Raw genomic sequence first — 21,376 nt, 5'->3', positions numbered from 1 at the left:
TCCGCGATACTCGAGGCCAGCGGCGCGACGACGGAAGCGGGGGATGGTGCCTACTTCGGAGCCACGGCGGCGCGGTGCGCAAAGCAAGGCGGACACCGCATACGCCCACATCAAGGAGCAGATCGAGCGGGGAGCTTTCGAGCCCTACCAGCGGGTGCTGGCAGCTCCCATCGCGGCCGAGCTCGGGGTGAGCGGGGTGCCGGTGCGCGAAGCCATCCAGCGCCTGGCCGCCGAGGGGCTGCTGCAGATCGTGCACAACGTCGGGGCCCGCGTCGCGGTCATCGACGACCATGCCTACCGGGCAGGCATGGAAGCGCTCGCCGTCCTCGACGGCACTGCCACGTCGCTGGCCGCCGGCCAGCTGGGCGCGGCCGACATCGAGCGGGCCGAAGAGATCAACGGCAGCATCCTGTCAATGCTCGATGACTTCGATCCCGCACTCTTCGAGGAGCTCAACACGCAATTCCACGAGGTGCTGTATTCGGCCTGCCCCAACGAGAGGATCCTGGAACTGGCCCGGTCCGAATGGAAGAAGTTCTCCAGCACCCGCGGGCCCGGCGCCGCCGTGGACCGGGACCGCGCGCGCGAATCCGTTGAAGAGCACGGGGAACTGCTGGATCTCATCCGGGGCTCGGCGCCCAGCGCGCAGATCGAGCAGGCCGCCCGCCGGCATGTGCTCAAATCCCTCGAAGCCAGGACCGGGCACCGCAGCCGGCTGCTGTAGCACTGCACGGTGGGAGCGCCGGCGGGTGCCCCCGGCCGGCACCCGGTCGCGGACTAGACTCGGATTATGGAACATCGTGAACTAGGAAGAACACAGCGCAGCGTCTCCGTGATCGGGCTGGGCACCTGGCAGCTCGGCGCCGACTGGGGCTCGGTGGACGAGAACGACGCGCTGGCCGTGCTGGACGCCGCCCACGCAGGGGGTGTGGACTTCTTCGACACCGCCGACGTCTACGGGGACGGACGCAGCGAGCAGCTGATCGGCCGCTGGCTCAAGGCCAACCCGGAGGCGGGCGTCACCGTCGCCACCAAGATGGGCCGCCGTGTGGAGCAGGTACCCGAGGCCTACACGCTTGAAGCCTTCCGCGCCTGGAACGACCGCTCGCGCGAGAACCTCGGAATGGACACCCTAGACCTGGTGCAGCTGCACTGCCCGCCCACCGCCGTCTACTCCAACGACGCCGTCTACGATGCGCTGGACACCCTGGTCGCCGAGGGGCGCATCGCCAATTACGGCGTGTCGGTGGAAACCGTGGACGAAGCGCTGACCGCCATCGCGCGGCCGAACGTGGCCACGGTGCAAATCATCGTCAACGCCTTCCGGCACAAGCCCATCGAGCAGGTGCTGCCCGCCGCGCGCGAGGCAGGCGTGGGCGTCATCGCCCGCGTCCCGTTGGCCAGCGGCCTGCTGGCCAACCGCTACACCGAGGACACCCGGTTCGCGGCCGACGACCACCGGAACTTCAACCGCGACGGGTCAGCCTTCGACGTGGGCGAGACCTTCTCCGGGGTCGACTACGCCACCGGGCTGCAGGCCGCACGGGAATTCGCGGAACTGGCCGCCGCCGAGGCGCCCGGCGCCTCCAGCGCCCAGGTCGCCCTGGCCTGGCTGGCCGCGCAGGACGGGATCAGCACCGTCATCCCCGGAGCCCGCTCCACGGCGCAGGCACTGGCCAACGCCGCCGCAGGGTCGTTGCGGATCTCCGGGGAATTCTCCGCTTCCGTGCGCGATCTCTACGACCGGAAGCTGCGCGCCCAGATCCACCCGCGCTGGTGAAGGCTCAGGCGATGCGGTAGCCGCGCTTGATGACCGTGGTGATCAGCTGCGGATCGGGCAGGTTCTTGCGCAGCCGGCTGAGCGTCATGTCCAGCGCATGGCGTGAAGGCAGGGTGCTCAGCGAGGTGGCCAGCTCATCGCGGGAGACCACATTGCCGCCGGCCTGGAGCAGGCAGCGCAGGATCTCGGCGTGCAGCGGGGTGAGCGTGCAGTCCTCGTCATTCAGCGACAGCGTACGCCCGCGCAGCTGGCACAGGCCGCGGGAGGTATCCACGCTCAGCGTGCCCTGGTCGGCCAGGGCGGTGGCCAGCTGCAGCACCATGGCGCCCATGCGGTGGCGCTGCGGAACCAGCGGGCTGCGCACCCCGGCCTGGATCAGGGGTTCGGCGGTCACCGGCCCCACCGTCGCGGCCAGCACGCGTTCGTTGAATGAGCGGATCAGCGTGGGCAGCATGCCGCGGGAGGCCGCGGCGGTCAGCAAGGAGTGCACGCTGGGGGCGCTGGTGAAGGTCACCGCGTCGAAGCGGCCGGCGCAGATGCCGTCCAGCAGGGTGAGGATGTGCGGGTCGCCGCTGCTCTCCAGCCAGCGGTAGGGTTCGATCTTCAGCACGTGCGCGGCGCCGAGCGCCCTGATGTCGCGGGCCAGCGGGCGGTCGTTGTCCGCGTGCATCTGCACCGCCACGCTGGCCCCCTGCACCTCGCCGTGCAGCAGCTGCAGCAGCGCTTCGCTGGTTCCTGCCGCGGCGCTTCCAGCCACCGGCAGGCCCAGCGCCCGCACCGCGCCGAGCGCCTTGGCCCCGCGGGTGAAGATCCGGCAGGTCTCCAGCGCCCGTCCCAGCTGGTCGCCCAGGCCGGCGGCCTCCGCCGTGTCGAACCAGCGGCGCAGCCCGTAGGCGGTGGTCACCACCAGCACTGAGGGGCGTTCGGCGATGACCCTGCGTGTTTGGCCGAGCAGGAACTGCTCGTCCTCCAGCGGAGCGAGCCGCAGCAGCGGGGTGTGGGCGGTTTCGGCCCCGCGGCGTTCCAGGGCCTCGATGAGTTCGTTGGAGCGCCGGTCACTGGTCACCGCGATGCGGAATCCTGCCAGCTGCTGCGCGCCGTTCATGCGGTGGCTCCCAGGCTCAGCGGCGGCATCGCGTCCAGGGCCAGCGGCAGCGCCGCGACCTGTCCGATGACGATCACCGCGGGGTTCGCGCAGCCGGCCGCCCGGGACGCCGCGGCCAGCGTGGACAAGGTGGCGTGGGTGGTGCGCTGGGTGCCGGTGGTTCCCGACTCGATGACGGCGCAGGGCGTGTCGGCCGCCAGCCCGCAGCGGCGCAGCCCCGCCGCGGTATGCTCCAGGGTTCCCATGCCCATCAGCACCACGATGGTTCCGCCCAGGCCTGCCAGCTGGCGCAGCTGGTGCTCCTCCAGGGGATCATGGCCCGAGATCACGGTGAAGGCGCGGGTGACCCCGCGAGCGGTGACCGGGATGCCGGCCGCGGCCGGCACCGTGATGCAGGAGGACAGCCCGGGAACCACCTCGACCGGGATCCCGGCGGCGCTGGCGGTGCGCAGTTCCTCGAATCCGCGGCCGAACACGTAGGGATCCCCGCCCTTGAGCCGCACCACGTGGCGGCCGCGCAGCGCCTCCTGCAGCATCAGGTCCTCAATGCGCTCCTGGGCGATCTTGTGGTGCCCGGGCCGCTTGCCCACGTCGACGACGCGGGCCTGCGGCGCGAGGCGGTCCAGGAATTCACCGGGCGCCAGCCGGTCGCAGAAAACCACGTCCGCGCTGGCCAGCGCGGCGGCCGCGCGCAGCGTCAGCAGGTCCAGGGCGCCGGGTCCTCCGCCGACCAGGGTGATGCGGCCGCCCATTGCGCCGGGGTCCAGCTCGACCACCGGAATGCCTTGGGCCACAGCCTGTTGGCGCAGCGCGGCGAATTTCAGGGACTGCCCGGAACACAGGGCCAGGATGTCTGCCTGTCCCAGCAGTGCCGCGGCCCCCAACGGCGTGCTGGCCTGCAGCAGGGTGTCGACGAACTGCGCCTGCAGGTACCGCGCGGCGCGGGCGGAGGTTCCCGGAGCCGCCGCCAGCAGGACCGTGCAGCCGCCCAGCTCGATGTGCGCCCCGATCATTTTTCACTCTCCCGGGCCAACAGGGCGGTGCGGCCCTCGGCGTGGAGGCACACGGTGCCCAGAGTTGCTGCAAGACTGCGTGGATGATTCTGTGACATGGGGATACGCTCCAGGGTGCTCGCTGTTTCGGCTTGATTCACATGCTATCCAGGTCTTTTTGCCTGGAAATTTCGCAATTGTTTCACCGGCAATAACTTGTCGATTCATTCGTTTCTCAGTTGGCTGCCGGGCGCACGGGGATGCTCGCGCCCAGGTCCACCGGGTGGCGCTGGCCGCGTTCGCTGGCGTATTCCAGCTCGGTGTCGGAGATCTGGGGTGCGTTCACGAAGGAACGGAAGCGCTTGAGCTTCTGGGGATCGGCCAGCGTGGCCGCCCATTCGTCCTGGTAGCTGGAGACATGGCGTTCCATAGCCTGCTCGAGCTCCGCTCCCAGCCCGAGCGAGTCCTCGACCACCACGCTGTGCACGGTGTCCATGCCGCCGGGCAGTTCCTGGATCCAGTGGGCGGTGCGCTGCAGGCGTTCGGCGCTGCGGATGTAGTACATCAGGAATCGGTCGATGTACCGCAGCAGCGTGCGGTCATCCACCCCGCCGGCCAGCAGCTGGGCGTGGGCCGGGTTGGCTCCGCCGTTGCCGCCCACGTACAGGTTCCACCCTTCCGCGGTGGCGATGACTCCGACGTCCTTGGCACGGGCCTCCGCGCATTCGCGGGCGCAGCCGGAGACACCCATCTTGAACTTGTGCGGGGCGCGCAGCCCGCGGTAGCGCAGCTCGATGTCGATGCCCATGCCCACCGAGTCCAGCATGCCGTAGCGGCACCAGGTGGAGCCGACGCAGGTTTTCACGTTGCGCAGGGACTTGCCGTAGGCCTGGCCGGATTCGAACCCGGCGTCGACCAGCTCGCGCCAGATCTGAGGCAGCTGCTCCAGCCGGGCGCCGAACATGTCGATGCGCAGCCCGCCGGTCAGCTTGGTGTACAGCCCGTATTTCTGCGCCACCCGGGCAATGACGCCCAGCTTTTCAGGGGTGATTTCGCCGCCGGGGATGCGCGGAACCACCGAGTAGGTGCCGTCCTTTTGCATGTTGGCCATGACGCGGTCGTTGGTGTCCTGCGCCCCGGCCAGCCCGGCGTCCATCGGGTGCACGTTGGTCTGGCTGGCCAGGATGGAGGCGATGGTCGGCTTGCAGATGTCGCAGCCGGTGCCGGTGCCGAAGCGTGCCATGATCTGCGGGTAGGTGCCCAGCCCGGCCACGCGCACGGCCTCGAAGAGCTGCGGGCGGGAGAGGCTGAAGTGCTCGCACAGGGCCGTGGAGACTTCCATGCCGTTCTTCGCCATTTCCGTTTCCAGCAGCTTCTTGAGCATCGGCACGCAGGAACCGCACTGGGTGCCGGCCATGGTGCAGGACTTCAGCCCGGACACCGTGGAGGCCGGGCCGCAGCCGGCGCAGGCCCCGCCCACCGCGCCGCGGATCGACCCGGCGTCCACGTTGTTGCAGGAGCACACCACCGCGTCATCGGGCAGCTCGGTATCCGGTGCCGGCCCGCCGGCGGCGCTGAGATAGGCGCCGGGCTCTGCCGGAAGCTCCCTGCCCAGCAGCGGCCGCAGCGACTGGTAGGGGCTCGCGTCGCCCACGAAGATGCCGCCGAGCAGGGTGGAGGCATCCTCGGAGACCACCAGTTTCTGGTAAAGCCCGCGGGCGGCATCCGCGTAGACCACCTCCAGCGAGCCCTCGGTGCGGGCGAAGGCGTCGCCGAAGGAGGCGACGTCCACCCCGGAGAGCTTGAGCTTGGTGGCGGTGTCGAATCCGCTGAATTCCCCCTCGCCGCCGGTCAGCCGGTCAGCGGCGACCTCCGCCATCGTGTTGGCCGGGGCGACCAGCCCGACGCACAGACCGCCGAAATTGGCGACCTCGCCGATGGCCCAGACATGCTCCACCTCGGTGGCGCAGCTTCCGTCGATGACGATGCCGCCGCGTGGGCCGAGGCTGAAGTGCGCGCCGCCGTCGGTCTGGGTTTCGTTGTGGGTGCGGGCCAGTTCGTCGCGCGGGCGCACGCCGATGGACACGATCACCATGTCAGCCGCGATGACCTTGCCGTCTGCCATGTGCACGCCGGTCACCTGCCCGTTCTCGGAGAGGATCTTTTCCGGGTACACCCCGCCGTGCACCGTGAGGTCCTTCTGGGCGATCAGGCGCCCCAGCGCCTGTCCGGCGCCCTGGTCCAGCTGGGTTCCCATGAGCCAGTGCCCGCCGTCGATGATCAGCGCTTGCGCGCCCAGGGCCTGCACCCCGGCTGCGGCTTCCAGCCCCAGCAGGCCCCCGCCGATGGTGGCAACCACCGGGGTGCGTCCCAGCGTTGCGGCCAGGGTGCGCACCTGCTTGGCGATGCCCCGCACGTCCTCCAGAGTGCGGTAGACATGGGTCAGTTCGGCGCCGGGGATCGGCAGGGTTGCGGCGTTGGAGCCGGTGGCCAGCACCAGCTCGTCGTAGCCGAATTCGCGCCCGTCCTCGGTGCGCACCACGCGGGCGGCGCTGTCCAAGGCCACCGCGCGGGCCCCGGTTTCAAGGGTGAGGTGCTCCTGCTCCCATAGTTCCGCCTCGCCCAGGGTCAGGTCCACGCCGGGATCCGTCAGCGCTTTGGACAGGGCCACCCTGTCGTAGGGCAGGTGGGCCTCTTCGGTGAGCACTGTCAGTCGGGTGCCTGCCGGCCGGCGGGTGGCCATGGCTTCGGCAAAGCGGTGCGCGGCCGGACCGCCGCCGATCACGAGGATGTGTCGCTGTTCGCTGGAGGTATTCATGATGCCCTTTCGCTGGCGGACCCACGGGGTGTGGAGCGTCTGGCACCAGCCTAGGAACCTGTTTTTGCCCCGCAGTTACCCCGATGTTTCGCCGGGCGCAATTTTCTCCAGCAGGAACGATCACCCGCAGTGAGCGCGTCGAAACATGTTCGTAGCACGGGTTTGCCCTAGGGCTGTGAATCGGGCTTTACCGACCGGCAACCGTGCGGGGCGGCGGCTGAAACATGACGCTTCTAGGCTCGAAGCATCGGAACACCAGCGAAAGGACCCACCGATGACCACGCAACTGATTGATGCACCTGCCGCACTGGCCGAACTCTGCTTCGCGGACGATCTGGAAACTGGGTGGGGCGAGGCCGCCTGGATGGAAGGGCGGCAGATCGCGGTGTACCGCACCGAGCACTTCGGCTTCTACGCCAGCTCCCACCGCTGCCCATCCACCGGCGCCAAGGTCATGGCCCGCGGCATCCTGGGCGATGCCACGGTGGACGGATATCGCGTCGCCACCATCGCCTGCCCGCTGCACAAGGAGATCTACCGCCTGGACACCGGCGACTGCCTGAGCTCCGAGGGCGCCGCACTGCCGGTGTTCGGCGTGAAGGAACTCGACGGCCGGTTGTGGATGAAGGCCTCGAAATGAGCAGGCACGCCGCCGTCCACGACGCGGACGGGACCTACCTTGAACACTGCGCATGGTTCGGCTGGTACGAGGTCAGCACGAACCCGGCAGCCTGCAAGCATTCATGAGCAGGCACGCTTCAACGATTCGAGTTTCACTAGAACACGTAACCCAGCACACGCCGCCAGGATTTCCTGGCGGCGTGTGCTGGGTTAAGCAGCCGGTCGGAACGAGGCGGGAGCCGGCAGCATCCCGCCTCCCCGCTAGGCCCGGGCCGGGAGCTCGAGCAGTTCCTCGATGCGTTCCTTGCAACCGCCGCAACCGGTGCCTGCACGGCAGTTCGCGCCAACCTCTTCGACGGTGGAGCATCCAGCCTGGACCGCCTGGGCCACCTGCCCGTAGGTCGCACCCGAGCAACGACAGAACTGGTCATCAGCCCCGGCCGCGGGCGCATGCGCATCCTCGAAGGGCGCATCCAACCGCAGGAGCAGGGACGGGTCAACCGGCAGTGCGGTGCCACGCTCGAATCCCAGGGCGAGCTCCGCCCCGGTGCGCGGCAGGCCCAAGGCCATAAAGCCGGTGGGGAGCCCATCGTGCGCCACGATCTTCAGGTAGCGTCCGGAGACGGGATCGGCGTACACCGTGACCTGCTGTGCGGGGTCGTCGAAGAGTCCTGCCTGCACCGTGCCGGCAGCGGTGAGTTCCAGCCCCTGCCCCTTGAGCATCAGGATCTCGCCGCCCTGGGCTTGGGGACCGGGCAGGCGGCCCAGATCCGGGGCGGGCGCGGAAGGATGCGGGGCCGGATGGCTCAGCAGGAAGCCGGCCAGCCACCCGGCCTGCGCCCAGCCCGGGGCGAGCAGGCCCGCAGGACGGCGCCCGGCCACCTCGGCGCAGTCTCCCACGGCGAAGAGGCGTCCGCTGGAATCCGCCATCAGCTGCTCGTTGACGGCGATCCCGTGCCCGGCGGCCAGCCCGCAGCCTTCAGCCAGTTCGGTGCGCGGGCGCACCCCGGTGGACACCAGCAGGGCGTCGGCGTGGATCAGCCCGTGGGTGTCGGTGGCCAGCGCATGGAAGCGGCCGTCCTTTTTCTGCACTCCGGTGGCGCGCACCCCGGAGAGCACCTGCACCCCGGCGGCTTCCAACTGGCGGATGAGCAGGGTGCCGCCGTCCGCGTCCACCACGCGTCCCAGCGGTGCCGGTCCGTGGTGCACCAGCACTGGCTCGAGGCCGGCGCTGGCCATGGCCAATGCGGCCTCCAGGCCCAGGATGCCGCCGCCGAGCACCAGCACCTTTCCGCCGCGGCGAAGCACCGAGTGCAGCTGCAGGGCATCGTCGAGGGTGCGCAGCGCCAGCACCCCGGCGGGCAGCGTGGAATCCGCGTGAGGATCGAAGTTCAGCCCTGCCAACGAGGGGATGACCGGTCGGGCGCCGGTGGCGAAAACCAGCCGGTCGTAGGGGACCGTCCCTGCGCTGGTGTGCACCACGCGCCGGGCTCGGTCCACCCCGGTCGCGGCGGTGCCCAGCCGCAGATCCACGCCCGCGGCGCGCAGCCGGGATTCGTCAGCCATGCCCAGGTGCTCGGGCTTGGCCGCGCCGATGGCGACCTCGGCCAGCAGCACCCGGTTGTAGGCGGAGCGCTCTTCCGCGCCCAACACCGTCAGGTGGAGGTCTTTTGAACGCACCGCGGGAAGCAGCCCCTCGACCAGGCTCGCGGCCACCGGCCCGAAGCCGATGACAACCAGTCGTTCACTCATGTCGCTCCAATCGGGACAGCAGCACCAGCGCATGCTTGAACTCGGGCATGGAACTGTCCGGGTCCACCGCATTGCCGGTGAGCAGGTTGGCGTTCTGGGTTTCAGGGAAATGGAAGGGCAGGAACACGGTGTCCACGCGGATGCCCGCGTCCAGGCAGGCCGTCGCTTCGACGCGTCCGTGCGCATTTTCCAGCACCATGTCCTGTCCGTCGCTGATGCCGCGTGCCAGCGCGGTGTCCGGATGGATCCGTGCCAGCGCCGCAGGCGCGGCCTGTTGCAGCTCGGCTACCCGGCGGGTCTGCGTCCCGGACTGGTAGTGTTCCAGCAACCGTCCGGTGACCAGCGAGATGCTCCCTGGCCGCCGCTCGGAACCACCGACCGCCGTCGGCTGCGGGTAGACCGGCTCCAGCCGCGCTTTGCCGTCGGGGTGGGCGAATCGTTCCAGGAACAGGCGCGGGGTGCCCGAGCGCTCGCCGGGAGCCGTACTGATCGGCGTGCCGCTGGGACAAGGCCAGTAGACCGCCGCCCCCGCATCGAGGCTGTCGTAGTCTACCCCCGAGTAGTCGGCGATGCCTCCGGCCGAGGCCCTGCCGAGCTCTGCGAAAACCTCCCGCGGGTCCGCGCTGAAGGCGGACGGGGCATGCAGGCGTGCGGCCAGTTCGGCCAGCAGCCACAGCTCGCTGCGCGCCCCCGGCGGCGGGGCCAGCGCGGCGCGGCGGCGCAGCACCCTGCCTTCCAGATTCGTCATGGTGCCTTCCTCCTCGGCCCACTGCAGCACCGGCAGCACCAGGTCCGCCTGCGCGGCGGTCTCCGAGAGGAAGAAGTCGGACACGACCAGGTAGTCCAGCCGGCGCAGCGCCGCAGCGGTGCGGTTGGCATTGGGGGAGGAGATGACCGGGTTGGAGCCGTGCATCAGCAGCATCCGGGCCCCGCCAGGTTCTCCCAGGGTTGCCAGCAGCTGCGCCGCCGGGATGCCCGGCCCGGGGATGATGTCAGGATCCACGCCCCAGACGCCCGCCACATGCCTGCGTGCCGCCGTGTCGGTGATCTTGCGGTAGCCGGGCAGCTGGTCGGCCTTCTGCCCATGTTCGCGCCCGCCCTGCCCGTTGCCCTGTCCGGTGATGGTGCCAAAACCCCCGGCCAGGGTTCCTGGCAATCCCAGCAGCAGGGCCAGATTGATCGCAGCGGACACCGTGGCGGTGCCGTTGGCATGCTGTTCCACCCCGCGCCCGGTGAGGATGTACACGGGTTTGCCGCCGGCATGGGCTGCTTGGGCCGCGGAAGCCAGGGCGCGCGCGGTCTGCCGGATCACGCTGGCCGGGACTCCGGTGAGCGACTGCACCCGTTCGGGCCACCAGGCCGCTAGCGAAGTACGCAGCGGGTCCAGCCCGGAAACGCGGGCTGCCAGGTAGCCGGTATCGGCCAGGTCCTCGGCCAGCAGCACGTGGGCCAGGCCGAGCAGCAGCTGCAGGTCCGTGCCGGGCGCCGGCTGCACATGGATGTCCGCCAATTCCGCCGTGGCCGAGCAGCGCGGGTCGGAGACAATCAGCCCGCCGTTCTCCCGCGCGGATTCCAGATGCCTGACGAAGGGCGGCATGGTGTCAGCGACATTGGATCCGAGCAGCAGGATGGTGCCTGCCCGGTCCAGGTCCGCCAGCGGAAAGGGCAGCCCGCGGTCCAGTCCGAAAGCCTTGTTGCCGGCTGCCGCGGCCGAGGACATGCAGAATCGCCCGTTGTAGTCGATGCGCGAGGTGCCCAGTGCCAGCCGCGCGAACTTGCCCAGCTGGTAGGCCTTTTCATTGGTCAGCGAGCCGGAGCCGAATACCGCCACCGCGTCCTTCCCGTGGGCCTTCTGCACAGTGCGCACCTGGTGCACCACCAGTTCCAGCGCCCGCTCCCAGCTCACCGGGCGCAGCACGCCGTCGGCCCCGCGTTCCAGCGGGGAATGCAGTCGTTCGGGGTGGTCCAGCAGCTGCGCGGCGCTGTATCCCTTGCGGCACAGCGCCCCGCCGTTGGTTTCGAAGTTCCGTCCGCTCAAGCCCACCGGCGTGGTGCCTGCATCAAGGGTGATCCCGCACTGCAGCGCGCAGTAGGGGCAGTGCGTCGCGACCGCCATCTCAGGCCTTCCCCGCGAAACCCGAACCGCGGCGTACGTAGCAGAACCAGGTCGCCGCCAGCAGCAGCACGTAGAGTCCCACAAACACTCCGAAGGCTGGCACGTAGGAACCCAGCTTCGACAGGGACAAGCCCAGCACCTGCGGAATCAGGAATCCGCCGTAGGCGCCGATGGCCGAAACCAGGCCCAGGGCCGCGGCGGCGCTGCGCGCCTGCTCGGCTCGGGTACGGCCGCTGCGACGTCCCGAGAGGGCGAAGACTGCCGGGATCATGCGGTAGGTGGAGCCGTTGCCGAGGCCTGCCGCGGTGAACAGGGCGAGGAACAATCCCAGGAAGACCGGGAAGTCCACCTGTCCCAGGCTCAGCATCAGCGCGAGAGTCAGCGCGGCCATTACCGCGAAGGCCGCCAGGGTGATGCGGGCCCCGCCGAAGCGGTCGGCCAGCTGTCCTCCGTAGGGTCGTGCCAGCGACCCGACCAGCGGTCCGAGGAAGGCCAGGGAAACGACTGCGGTGCCCAATTGAAGCGAGGAGTACTCGGTGAAGGTATCGGCCAGCAGTTTGGGGAATACCGCGCAGAAACCGATGAACGAGCCGAAGGTGCCGATGTAGAGCCCGGCGATGATCCACAGGTGCTTCTCGCGCAGGCAAGCCAGCGCGCCACGCACGTCGCTGCGCGCGTTGGACAGGTTGTGCATGAACTTCGCGGCTCCTGCCGCGGCCGCCAGGATCAACGGGATCCAGATCAAGCCGGCCATGGGAAGCTGCAGCGTCCCGGCGGCGAAGATTGTGATGGCGATCGGCACGAGCAGCTGGGCGATGGCCGCGCCCAGGTTGCCGCCGGCCGCGTTCAGTCCGAGGGCCCAGCCTTTCTGGGCGGCCGGATAGAAGTAGGTGATGTTGGCCATCGAGGAAGCGAAGTTGCCGCCGCCGAATCCGGAAAGCCCGGCCAGGACCAGCATGATCCAGAACGGGGTCTGCGGGTTCGCCGTGGCCAGGGCCAATCCGGTTACCGGGATCAGGAGCAGCAGCGCGGAGACGATGGTCCAGTTCCGTCCGCCGAATCTGGCGACCATGAAGGTATAGGGGATGCGCAGGGTGGCGCCGACCAGGCTGGGCATGGAGATCAGCCAGAACAGCTCGCTGGTGCTGTAGTCGAATCCGGCGGCCGGCAGGTACACCGCGAGGATCGCGCACAACTGCCAGACGGCGAACCCCAGGAATTCCGCGAAGATCGACCAGCGCAAGTTAGTCCAGGCGGTGCGCCGGCCCACTGCCTGCCAGAACTCAGGGTTCTCCGCGTCCCAGTTGCGGACCCACCGGCCGCGGGTGGTCTCCAGCTGGTCAACGGCGGGGGTCAGTTGGCGGGATTGCGTGCTCATGCGAATCGATGCCTTTCACTCGTGGATGCTGTTGAGCATTCCAGAGCGACATTTCATCGGCAGGCGTTTGTTGTTGCCTCGGTGGCAATTCTGGGTAACGGCTGCCGGGTCCCGCTGAGAGGAGCCGGTAATCTGCCGGAAATGAACAAATTTTTTGATCAGTTTTCGTGCAGCGAGTTCCGGATCGATGACCGCCAGCCCTGCGCTTGGTGGCTCGACGTCTCAGAAGTGCGGACACAAAAAACTGGTCCCGTCGCTTTTCGGCGACGGGACCAGCTGTTGTTCGATGCAGGCTACTTCTTCAGGTGGTCAACCAGCTGCGAAGCAATACCGTTGTAGGTGCCCGGGGTCAGCGACTGCAGACGCTGCTCGGCCTCGGCCGACAGGCCCAGCTCGCCGACGAATTCCTTCAGGCGGGCCGCGTCCACGCGGTGGCCGCGGGTCAGGTCCTTCAGGCGCTCGTACGGGTTGTCCATGCCCTCGACTCCGGCGATGGCCTCGGCACGCATGACCATCTGGATGGCCTCGGCGAGGACCTCCCAGTTGTGGTCCAAGTCGTCGGCAAGCACTGCCTCGGCAACGTCCAGACGGTCAAGGCCCTTGGCGACGTTGGAGATGGCCAGCACCGAGTGGCCGATGGCCGAACCGATGTTGCGCTGCGAGGAGGAGTCGGTCAGGTCGCGCTGCCAGCGGCTGGTGACCAGGGTTGCACCCAGGGTGTCCAGCAGGCCGTTGGAGATTTCCAGGTTCGCTTCGGCGTTCTCGAAGCGGATCGGGTTGACCTTGTGCGGCATGGTCGAGGAGCCGGTGGCACCGGCCACCGGGATCTGCGCGAAGTAGCCGATGGAGATGTAGCTCCACACGTCGGTGCACAGGTTGTGCAGGATGCGGTTGAAGCGGGCGATGTCCGCGTACACCTCTGCTTGCCAGTCGTGCGACTCGATCTGGGTGGTCAGCGGGTTCCAGGTCAGTCCCAGGTGCTCGACGAAGCCCTGGGAGATCTGCTGCCAGTCGGCGTTTGGAACCGAAGCGTAGTGGGCGGCGTAGGTGCCGGTGGCGCCGTTGATCTTGCCCAGGTACTCGGTCTTCTCGACGCGGTCCAGCTGGCGGGTCAGGCGCCATGCAAGCACGGCCAGTTCCTTGCCCAGGGTGGTCGGGGTGGCTGGCTGGCCGTGGGTGCGCGAGAGCATCGGCACGTCGCGGGACTCCTCGGCCATCTTGGTCAGCTGCGCGACCAGGTCGCGGGCTGCCGGCAGCCAGACCTGCTGCACGCCACCCTGCACGCCCAGCGCGTAGGACAGGTTGTTGATGTCTTCAGAGGTGCAGCCGAAGTGGACCAGCGGCTTGAGCTGGGCAATGCCGATGCCTTCAAGGCGATTGGCGATGTAGTACTCGACGGCCTTCACGTCGTGGACGGTCACTGCCTCGATCTCGGCCAGTTCCTGCACGGAATCGGCGTTGAAGTCGGTGACGATCTTTCGCAGCGCAGCCTTCTGCTCAGCGGTGAGCGGCGAGGTGCCCGGAAGCACGGAGTTGTCGGTCAGGTGGATCAGCCATTCAACTTCAACGTGAATGCGATCGCGGTTCAAAGCCGCCTCGGACAGGTAGTCCACCAGCGGGGCGACGGCCGCGCGGTAGCGTCCGTCGAGGGCGGTCAACGCCAGGGGTTCATTAGCAAGGGAAGTGCGCGCAATCTCAACCATGCTCTTATTCTTTCATCCCTTGGCACCGCGGCATACTTTTTACGCTCGGGCCTAATCCACATTCCGCGGGCCAGCGCCTGCCCGGGACGGCGGATACGGGCATCCTGAAGGCTCACGGGCCTGCCGTGCAGAGGACGGCCCACGAGGCGGGAGTAGCGCGATGATGTTTCAGGCAACGCTGGATTCGGTGGCATTCCAGCTTTCCGATGCCAAGGACACCACCCGGTTCGCTATTGGCCAGTTGTCCCAGATCAGCGGGCTGACTTGGAGATCTGAAGCGGGCAGGGCTTTCGCTGCGCAGGTGGGGGAGCTGAGCGGACGGCTCCAGGTGCTGGCCGGGGTGCTGGTGGATGCCGAGGCCTATCTGGCAGTGGCCACGAACGAAATCCATGCGTTGGAAACCCAGATCAACGAGCAGCGGATGGCGTCCTGAGCATGGGATATGACGTCAATTACAACGCCGTGGATTACGCGGATTCCCGAGCCATCTGCGTCGATGTCTATACCCGGCTGCAGCAGATGGAATTGAGCCTGCTGCGCGCCGCGCAGCAGGCTGCGCAGTGCCAGGACGACCTCAACCTCCAATGCAGCATCGCGGGAGTGGCGGCCCGTGGCTACAATCTTGCGCTGCTCGCGGAGCACCTGCGCAACGGCTACCTGCATGCGACCGAGGCAGTTATCGCCGGGCGGCGCCTGGATGAACGGGTGCGTGCGGCCATCGAGAATTACGAGTCAGCAGAGCAAGTGACGGAGAAAATGCTGCTCGCGGCGAATTGGCTGCATGTCGTGACGAGATTTCTCCAAGAGACATCGGGCAACGGCAACAGGCCACCGACGCAGCAGATGGAAACCATGCTGCGATTGCTGATGCTCGCCAACCCGTGGAGTATCTTGCGGCCCGAAGCCGGCATGGATGCACTGGTCACCGAAACCACCAAGCAGCTGGGCGAAGCGATCGGCACCATGGACCCCGACGGCCGGCTGGAACTGACAGGGGAGCAGCCGCCCGAGCAACTGCAGGCCAATGGAAATCTGGACGACTACGCCACCTTGCACCGTTTGCTATACGACGGCGGGGCCGAGGAACAGGGCAAATTCGTCATCGCGCAGCTTGATTCGAAGACCTTTGTTCTGGTGCTGCCGGGAACCCAGGACGGTTTCGGGGGAGCCAATCCCTTCGACTCGATGGGCATCGTCGACGGATTCGGCCGCGATTCGGAAAACTTTGCCGAACCGATTGCCCGGGCTTTGGAATACTCGGGGGCGGGACCCGGTGACGAGGTGATTCTCACCGGCTACTCCCAGGGCGGCATCCATGTTGCCAACCTGTTGAAGAACAAGTTGATGCGCAAGAAATTCACCATGACCCGTGCGCTGACCCTGGGCTCGCCGATTGGCGGCATTCCGGTGCCATCAGAAGTGAGAACCTTGTCGGTGGAAGATTCCAAGGACATGGTTCCCGGAACCGATGGACGGCAGAACCGAACCTCGCCCAGACAAATGACGGTGACCTTTGACGGGCCGCGCAAGGACGTCGAGGACGCCCTGCCCCAGGGTGGCGTTTTCGGGCCTCCGCATTCCCTGCCGAACTACGAAGACCACCTGCGTGAACTTCAACGAAATGCAGCTCCAGACGTGCGCAAGCAATTGGAAGCATTCATGCTGCCTCCCGGTCCGTTGACGTTCCGCCGATTCAAGCTGGAACGGAAATCCCTTCCAAAACAAAAACCGCGCGGCCAGGAACCGCGCGGCAGTGGGAAACAGCGCAAGCCGCTGGACCACGAGATCGCCCCGCCGCACTAAATGGCGGGACGACGGACGGGTGCTACCGGCGGTCGCTGCTGACGAACAATCCGAGCACCGCGGAGACGATGGAGATGATGATGGTGCCCGCGATCGCGTCCCACCAGAAGTGGTCGATGATCAGCTCCGCCGGGATGAACCGGGTGAGCCAGCCGGTCAGCGCAAGCATCAGCGCATTCACGACGATGGTGAACAACCCCAAGGTCAGGCAGGTGATGGGCAGCGACAGCAGGCTGACGATCGGGCGGACCAGCGCGTTGACCAAACCGAAGATCAGGCCGACCACCAGGTATGACACCACGAGGCCCAAGGTGTCATCGCCAACGGCGTCGATATGGATTCCGGGCACAATCCAGACGGCAACTGCTAGTGCCAGCGCATTTACGATGACTCGAATCAGGAAACTCATGATAAAACCTTCGCACATAAAGCTGGGTCGTAGATGAAAACTAAATCACCTTTCCGCACTTCCGGGGCTACGCTGGGATTTATGACTGAGAATTCTGTGCCCCAAGACCAGGTGCAGCCGCGATCGATCGTTGCCCGCCTGCCCAAGTACGCCGCCGGAAAACCGCCGGTACAGATTCAGGGGCTGAGCTCCTTCAAACTCTCCTCCAACGAGATTCCCTTCGGCCCGCTGCCGCAGGTGCGCCAGGCGGTCCTCGACCAGGATGCGCTGAACCGTTATCCGGACCCGCTGAGCACCAAGCTGCGCGAGGCATTGGCGGACTACCTCGACGTCCCGGCCGATGACATCGTCACCGGCGCGGGCTCGCTCGGTGCGCTGGTCCAGATCCTGAACACCTTCGCCGGGCAGAACGAGGACGGCATCCAGGACGAGGTCATTTTCGCCTGGCGTTCCTTCGAGGCCTATCCGATCCTCGTGCAGACTGCCGGCGCGCTTCCCGTGCCGGTTCCGGTGCTTGCCGATGGGCGGCATGACCTTGAAGCCATGATCGAGGCCATCAACGAGAACACCTCGGTGATCCTGCTGTGCACTCCTAACAACCCGACCGGCCCGATCCTCACGCAGGCCGAGGTTGACGACTTCATTTCCCGGGTGCCGCGCAATGTGCTGATTGTGCTGGACGAGGCCTACATCGAGTTCGTGCGCGATCCGCAGTCCGTGGATGGGGTGAAGACCTACAAGGCCAACCAGAACGTGGTCCTGCTGCGCACCTTCTCCAAGGCCCATGGCCTGGCGAACCTGCGTGTGGGCTACTCGGTGGCCCATCCGGAAATCACCAACAACCTGCGGGTCATCGCAACCCCGTTTGCGGTCTCCTCGGTGGCCCAGGACGCGGCGATCGCCTCGCTGAAACATATCGATGCGGTGTACGAACGGGTGGATTCACTCGTCGCTGAGCGCGAACGCGTGGTGGCTGCGCTGGTGGAGCAGGGATGGAAGTTCCCGGCCACGCAGGCGAACTTCGTCTGGCTGCCACTGGGCGAGAAGACCACGCAGTTCGTTGAACGTGCTGAAGCCAGGGCATTGTCGGTGCGCGGCTTCGCTCACGAAGGCGTGCGCATCTCGATTGCGGAGCCGGAAGCCAACGACCGCTTCATCGAGCTTTGTGCAGAGTCTCTCGATTTGGCGCAGAGCTGAGCGGCGCTGTTTTCTCGCGTTTTTACAGGCAAACGCTATAGGCTTGGAAATTAGACAAGCCGCTATATGTCCCATGCGGAATGTATTCCGTGTGGGGCATATTTATGACCGGAGGAAGATTTATGACGCCTGCTGCGACCGAGGTCGGGCCGAAGGATCCGGTGCAGATCCTGACCCCCGACGGCCAGCGCCTGCCCCACGAGATCTATGACGCCTATTTGGGCGACGTGGACGAGGACATGCTGCGCGGCTTCTACCGCGACATGGCGTTGACCCGCCGGTTCGACCAGGAGGCGACCGCCCTTCAACGCCAGGGCCAGCTGTGCCTCTGGGTTCCGCTGCGCGGCCAGGAAGCGGCGCAGATCGGTTCGGGACGCGCTACCCGCCCCAGCGACTACATCTTCCCGACCTACCGCGAACACGGCGTCGCGCTGACCCGCAACGTCTCCTTCTCCGAGATGTTGCGTCTGTTCCGCGGCATCTCCGGCGGCGGATGGGACCCGCGGGAAAACAACTTCCACATGTACACCATGGTGCTCGCAGCCCAGCTGCCGCACGCGGCCGGCTACGGCATGGCGCTGAGCATGGAGCAGCGCGGCTGGGACGAGGAAAAGCTCGCCGCCGAGGGCAACGCGGTGGTCGCCTACTTCGGCGATGGCTCGTCCACCGAGGGCGAGACCCACGAGTCGATGGTCTTCGCCAACTCCTTCAACGCCCCGGTGGTCTACTTCTGCCAGAACAACCAGTGGGCCATCTCGGTGCCTTTCGAGGTCCAGTCCAAGGTGCCGCTGGTCGAGCGTGCCGCAGGCTACGGCATGCCTGGCATCCGCGTGGACGGCAACGACGTGCTGGCAGTGCTGGCAGTGACCCGCTGGGCGCTGGAACACGCCCGCAGCGGCAAGGGCCCGGTGTTCATCGAAGCTGACACCTACCGGCTGGGTGCGCACACCACGGCGGACGATCCCACCAAGTACCGCATGACCGAGGAAGAAGCCGCCTGGGCGCCGCTCGATCCGCTGATCCGCCTGGAGACCTACCTGCGCGAGAACAACATCGTGGACGACGCCTTCTTCGAGCAGCTGGCCAAGGACGCGGACCAGATGGCCGCCACCGTCCGCGAGGACGCCATGGCTTTCCCGGTGCCGCCGCTGGCCAAGTCCTTCGAGCAGGTGTACGCCGAGGCGCACCCGCTGATCCAGGAAGAACTGGCCTGGCACCTGCAGTACGAAGCAGGATTCGCAGATTCGGGAGAGAACGCATGAGCACCATGACACTGGCCAAGGCCATCACCTCCGGCCTGGACAAGGTGCTGGAGTCCAACGACAAGGCGCTGCTGATGGGCGAGGACATCGGCAAGCTCGGCGGCGTGTACCGCGTGACCGACGGACTGCAAGACAAATACGGCGCGCACCGCGTGATCGACTCGCCGCTGGGCGAGGCCGGCATCGTGGGCAGCGCGGTGGGCATGGCCCTGCGCGGCTTCTGCCCGCTGGTGGAGATCCAGTTCGACGGCTTCGTGTTCCCGGCCTACAGCCAGATCACCACGCAGCTTGCCAAGATGCATGCCCGTTCCGAGGGCCGGCTGACCGTCCCGGTGGTCATCCGCATCCCGTACGGCGGCGGCATCGGCTCCATCGAGCACCACTCCGAATCACCCGAAGCCCTGTTCGCGCACACCGCGGGCCTGCGCATCATCACGCCGTCCAACGCGAACGACGCCTACTGGATGATCCAGCAGGCGGCGGCGTGCCAGGACCCGGTGATCTACTTCGAACCCAAGCGCCGCTACTGGCTCAAGGGCGAGGTGGACACCGAGACCCCGGCCCTTGACGCGTTCAAGGCGCAGGTGGTGCGCAGCGGCGACGACGCCACCATCGTGGCCTACGGCCCGCTGGTGCCGGTGGCGCTGGCCGCCGCGGAGGCCGCCCGCGAGGAGGGCCGCTCCATCGAGGTCATCGACCTGCGCTCGCTCTCGCCGATCGACTTCGACACCATCACCGAGTCCGTGCAGAAGACCGGCCGGCTGATTGTCACCCATGAAGCGCCGACCTTCGGCGGGCTGGGCGGGGAGATCGCCGCGCGCATCTCCGAACGCGCCTTCCTGTCCCTGGAGGCCCCGGTGCTGCGCGTGGGCGGATTCCACATGCCGTACCCGATCTCCAAGGTCGAATCGCAGTACCTGCCAGACATCGACAAGCTGCTCGAAGCGCTCGACCGTTCCTTCGCCTACTAGGAGCCGAACATGACCGTCTTTAACCTGCCCGATGTGGGCGAAGGCCTGACCGAAGCCGACATCGCCTCGTGGAAGGTCGCCGTGGGCGACACCGTCGAGGTCAACCAGGTCTTCGTGGAAATCGAAACCGCCAAGTCCCTGGTGGAGCTGCCCAGCCCGTTCGCCGGGGTGGTCACCGCCCTGCACGCCGCCGAGGGCGAGACCGTGCTGGTGGACAACCCGCTGATCACCATCGACCAGGAGGGCAACAAGCCGGCCCCGACCGGCACCCCGGAACCGGCCGAGGCGCTGGCCACCGCGGCGCCCGTGGCCAGCGAGGAGCCCGGCCCGCTGGTGGGCTCGGGCCCGACCGCAGACTCCTCGGTGCGCCGCGAGCGCACCAACCGCCCGGCGCCCTCCGCTCCGCCGGCGGCGGCCCGTCCGGCCGTGCGCGCCTCGGCTATTGCCGACACCATCTCCCGCCGCGCCGCCTCGCTGGGAAGCGCGGTGACCCGCGAGGTCGACCGCGCCAAGCCTGCCATGGCAAGCTTCGTCGACCGCGTGCTCGCCAAGCCGCCGGTCCGCCGCCTGGCCAAGGAGCTGGGCATCGACATCAACGATGTCGTGGGCACCGGAACCCAGGGCGAAATCACCCGCGAGGACGTCAACAGCTACCAAGCCCAGCGCGAGGCCGAGCACGCGGCGGCGCCGACCTACTGGGCCCATGGCCAGCTGGCCGACGCCCGCGTGGACCGCACCGCGGTGCGCGGCGTGCGCAAGGCCACCGCCAAGGCCATGGTGGACTCCGCCTTCACCGCCCCGCACGTGTCGATCTTCGTGGACGTGGACGCCAGCCGCACCATGGAATACGTGCAGCGCCTGAAGAAGTCCCGCGACTTCGAGGGCATCAAGGTCTCCCCGCTGCTGGTGCTGGCCCGCGCCGTGATCTGGGCCGCGGCCCGCAACCCGAGCGTCAACGCGAGCTGGGTGGAAACCCCGCAGGGCGCCGAGATCCACCAGAAGCGCTTCATGAACCTGGGCATCGCGGCCGCCACCCCGCGCGGCCTGCTGGTGCCGAACATCAAGGACGCCCAGAACCTGAACATGAAGGAACTGGCGGTCGCGTTGAACGAGCTGGCCACCACCGCCCGCGCCGGCAAGACCTCCCCGGAGGACATGCGCGGCGGCACCCTGTCGATCACCAACATCGGTGCGCTGGGCATCGACACCGGCACCCCGATTATCAACCCGGGAGAGGTTGCGATCGTCGCCTTCGGTACGATCCGCCAGAAGCCGTGGGTAGTGGACGGGGAAGTCGTCCCGCGCTGGATCACCACGCTGGGCGGATCCTTCGACCACCGCGTGGTGGACGGGGACCTGTCGGCCCGCTTCATGGCCGACGTCGCCTCGATCCTGCAGGAACCTGCGATGCTGCTGGACTAGTTCCCGGCCCGCAGCCAAGGCCCCTTTGAATCCTCTTGATTCAAAGG

17 protein-coding genes are annotated in these 21,376 nt (G+C 67.5%); 9 read left to right on the top strand and 8 right to left on the bottom strand.

What is annotated here, in order from left to right:
- Positions 1-43 precede the first annotated feature (43 nt).
- Entirely contained in the window at positions 44-724 is a 681-nt protein-coding gene (locus DFO58_RS12155; RefSeq protein WP_183043185.1) for a GntR family transcriptional regulator, read from the top strand.
- Between the two features lie 66 nt (positions 725-790).
- Positions 791-1,780 carry an aldo/keto reductase gene (locus DFO58_RS12150; RefSeq protein WP_113607037.1) on the top strand — a complete coding sequence of 330 codons (990 nt, stop codon included), beginning with the start codon at positions 791-793 and terminating at the stop codon, positions 1,778-1,780.
- A gap of 4 nt (positions 1,781-1,784) precedes the next feature.
- Here the strand turns inward: DFO58_RS12150 and DFO58_RS12145 are convergent, their stop codons facing one another.
- From DFO58_RS12145 to nirB, 3 genes are all read right to left on the bottom strand, one after another.
- Positions 1,785-2,885, bottom strand: coding sequence for a uroporphyrinogen-III synthase (locus tag DFO58_RS12145; protein WP_120991091.1), 1,101 nt, complete (start codon positions 2,883-2,885; stop codon positions 1,785-1,787).
- Positions 2,882-3,898, bottom strand: a complete 1,017-nt coding sequence (gene cobA / locus DFO58_RS12140; RefSeq protein WP_047120166.1) for a uroporphyrinogen-III C-methyltransferase — start codon at positions 3,896-3,898, stop codon at positions 2,882-2,884. The genes DFO58_RS12145 and cobA overlap by 4 nt, the downstream gene beginning before the upstream one ends.
- Positions 3,899-4,112: 214 nt before the next feature.
- Entirely contained in the window at positions 4,113-6,695 is a 2,583-nt protein-coding gene (gene nirB, locus DFO58_RS12135) for a nitrite reductase large subunit NirB (RefSeq protein ID WP_120991089.1), read from the bottom strand.
- 274 nt (positions 6,696-6,969) lie between these two features.
- Here nirB and nirD point away from each other — a divergent pair, with 274 nt between their 5' ends.
- The gene (nirD, locus tag DFO58_RS12130; protein ID WP_120991087.1) at positions 6,970-7,335 is read left to right on the top strand and encodes a nitrite reductase small subunit NirD; all 366 of its coding nucleotides are present in this window, start codon (positions 6,970-6,972) and stop codon (positions 7,333-7,335) included.
- Positions 7,336-7,577: 242 nt separating this feature from the next.
- Here nirD and DFO58_RS12125 read toward each other — a convergent pair whose 3' ends face one another.
- From DFO58_RS12125 to purB, 4 genes are all read right to left on the bottom strand, one after another.
- On the bottom strand, positions 7,578-9,068 hold the full coding sequence (locus tag DFO58_RS12125; RefSeq protein WP_120991085.1) for an FAD-dependent oxidoreductase: 1,491 nt from the start codon (positions 9,066-9,068) through the stop codon (positions 7,578-7,580).
- On the bottom strand, positions 9,061-11,184 hold the full coding sequence (locus DFO58_RS12120; RefSeq protein WP_120991083.1) for a molybdopterin oxidoreductase family protein: 2,124 nt from the start codon (positions 11,182-11,184) through the stop codon (positions 9,061-9,063). Before DFO58_RS12120 ends, DFO58_RS12125 begins: the two co-directional genes overlap by 8 nt.
- A 1-nt stretch (position 11,185) precedes the next feature.
- The gene (locus DFO58_RS12115; protein WP_120991081.1) at positions 11,186-12,562 is read right to left on the bottom strand and encodes an MFS transporter; all 1,377 of its coding nucleotides are present in this window, start codon (positions 12,560-12,562) and stop codon (positions 11,186-11,188) included.
- A 293-nt stretch (positions 12,563-12,855) separates the two neighbouring features.
- Positions 12,856-14,265, bottom strand: a complete 1,410-nt coding sequence (gene purB / locus DFO58_RS12110; protein ID WP_053798839.1) for an adenylosuccinate lyase — start codon at positions 14,263-14,265, stop codon at positions 12,856-12,858.
- Positions 14,266-14,425: 160 nt separating this feature from the next.
- Between purB and DFO58_RS12105 the strand changes: the two genes are divergently transcribed.
- Both DFO58_RS12105 and DFO58_RS12100 read left to right on the top strand, forming a co-directional pair.
- Positions 14,426-14,698, top strand: a complete 273-nt coding sequence (locus DFO58_RS12105; RefSeq protein WP_120991079.1) for a hypothetical protein — start codon at positions 14,426-14,428, stop codon at positions 14,696-14,698.
- A gap of 2 nt (positions 14,699-14,700) precedes the next feature.
- Entirely contained in the window at positions 14,701-16,068 is a 1,368-nt protein-coding gene (locus DFO58_RS12100) for a hypothetical protein (protein ID WP_120991077.1), read from the top strand.
- 22 nt (positions 16,069-16,090) lie between these two features.
- Here DFO58_RS12100 and DFO58_RS12095 read toward each other — a convergent pair whose 3' ends face one another.
- Complete coding sequence (locus DFO58_RS12095) at positions 16,091-16,477, bottom strand: phage holin family protein (protein WP_053798837.1); 387 nt, start codon at positions 16,475-16,477, stop codon at positions 16,091-16,093.
- Positions 16,478-16,558: 81 nt separating this feature from the next.
- On the opposite strand from DFO58_RS12095, the gene DFO58_RS12090 reads away from it, so the two are divergent.
- From DFO58_RS12090 to DFO58_RS12075, 4 genes are all read left to right on the top strand, one after another.
- Positions 16,559-17,674: a histidinol-phosphate transaminase gene (locus DFO58_RS12090; protein WP_120991075.1), complete on the top strand. Its 1,116-nt coding sequence runs from the start codon at positions 16,559-16,561 to the stop codon at positions 17,672-17,674.
- Between the two features lie 122 nt (positions 17,675-17,796).
- Positions 17,797-18,936 (top strand): thiamine pyrophosphate-dependent dehydrogenase E1 component subunit alpha, encoded by a 1,140-nt coding sequence (locus DFO58_RS12085; RefSeq protein WP_113607028.1) that lies wholly within the window; start codon positions 17,797-17,799, stop codon positions 18,934-18,936.
- Entirely contained in the window at positions 18,933-19,907 is a 975-nt protein-coding gene (locus DFO58_RS12080) for a transketolase C-terminal domain-containing protein (protein ID WP_053798835.1), read from the top strand. The genes DFO58_RS12085 and DFO58_RS12080 overlap by 4 nt, the downstream gene beginning before the upstream one ends.
- Before the next feature lie 9 nt (positions 19,908-19,916).
- Positions 19,917-21,329, top strand: coding sequence for a dihydrolipoamide acetyltransferase family protein (locus DFO58_RS12075; RefSeq protein WP_120991073.1), 1,413 nt, complete (start codon positions 19,917-19,919; stop codon positions 21,327-21,329).
- Positions 21,330-21,376: the final 47 nt, after the last annotated feature.

It is taken from the genome of Arthrobacter sp. AG1021, from assembly GCF_003633665.1.
Taxonomy (GTDB): Bacteria; Actinomycetota; Actinomycetes; order Actinomycetales; family Micrococcaceae; genus Glutamicibacter; species Glutamicibacter soli.
The sequence above is the reverse complement of the archived record's forward strand: the minus strand, read 5'-3'. Positions and strand labels throughout refer to the sequence as shown.

Excerpts from the sequence above, each read along its gene's own strand:
- DFO58_RS12155 (WP_183043185.1), top strand. The coding sequence starts at position 44 with ATGGTGCCTACTTCGGAGCCACGGCGGCGCGGTGCGCAAAGCAAGGCG.
- DFO58_RS12150 (WP_113607037.1), top strand. The coding sequence starts at position 791 with ATGGAACATCGTGAACTAGGAAGAACACAGCGCAGCGTCTCCGTGATC.
- DFO58_RS12145 (WP_120991091.1), bottom strand. The coding sequence starts at position 2,885 with ATGAACGGCGCGCAGCAGCTGGCAGGATTCCGCATCGCGGTGACCAGT.
- cobA (WP_047120166.1), bottom strand. The coding sequence starts at position 3,898 with ATGATCGGGGCGCACATCGAGCTGGGCGGCTGCACGGTCCTGCTGGCG.
- nirB (WP_120991089.1), bottom strand. The coding sequence starts at position 6,695 with ATGAATACCTCCAGCGAACAGCGACACATCCTCGTGATCGGCGGCGGT.
- nirD (WP_120991087.1), top strand. The coding sequence starts at position 6,970 with ATGACCACGCAACTGATTGATGCACCTGCCGCACTGGCCGAACTCTGC.
- DFO58_RS12125 (WP_120991085.1), bottom strand. The coding sequence starts at position 9,068 with ATGAGTGAACGACTGGTTGTCATCGGCTTCGGGCCGGTGGCCGCGAGC.
- DFO58_RS12120 (WP_120991083.1), bottom strand. The coding sequence starts at position 11,184 with ATGGCGGTCGCGACGCACTGCCCCTACTGCGCGCTGCAGTGCGGGATC.
- DFO58_RS12115 (WP_120991081.1), bottom strand. The coding sequence starts at position 12,562 with ATGAGCACGCAATCCCGCCAACTGACCCCCGCCGTTGACCAGCTGGAG.
- purB (WP_053798839.1), bottom strand. The coding sequence starts at position 14,265 with ATGGTTGAGATTGCGCGCACTTCCCTTGCTAATGAACCCCTGGCGTTG.
- DFO58_RS12105 (WP_120991079.1), top strand. The coding sequence starts at position 14,426 with ATGATGTTTCAGGCAACGCTGGATTCGGTGGCATTCCAGCTTTCCGAT.
- DFO58_RS12100 (WP_120991077.1), top strand. The coding sequence starts at position 14,701 with ATGGGATATGACGTCAATTACAACGCCGTGGATTACGCGGATTCCCGA.
- DFO58_RS12095 (WP_053798837.1), bottom strand. The coding sequence starts at position 16,477 with ATGAGTTTCCTGATTCGAGTCATCGTAAATGCGCTGGCACTAGCAGTT.
- DFO58_RS12090 (WP_120991075.1), top strand. The coding sequence starts at position 16,559 with ATGACTGAGAATTCTGTGCCCCAAGACCAGGTGCAGCCGCGATCGATC.
- DFO58_RS12085 (WP_113607028.1), top strand. The coding sequence starts at position 17,797 with ATGACGCCTGCTGCGACCGAGGTCGGGCCGAAGGATCCGGTGCAGATC.
- DFO58_RS12080 (WP_053798835.1), top strand. The coding sequence starts at position 18,933 with ATGAGCACCATGACACTGGCCAAGGCCATCACCTCCGGCCTGGACAAG.
- DFO58_RS12075 (WP_120991073.1), top strand. The coding sequence starts at position 19,917 with ATGACCGTCTTTAACCTGCCCGATGTGGGCGAAGGCCTGACCGAAGCC.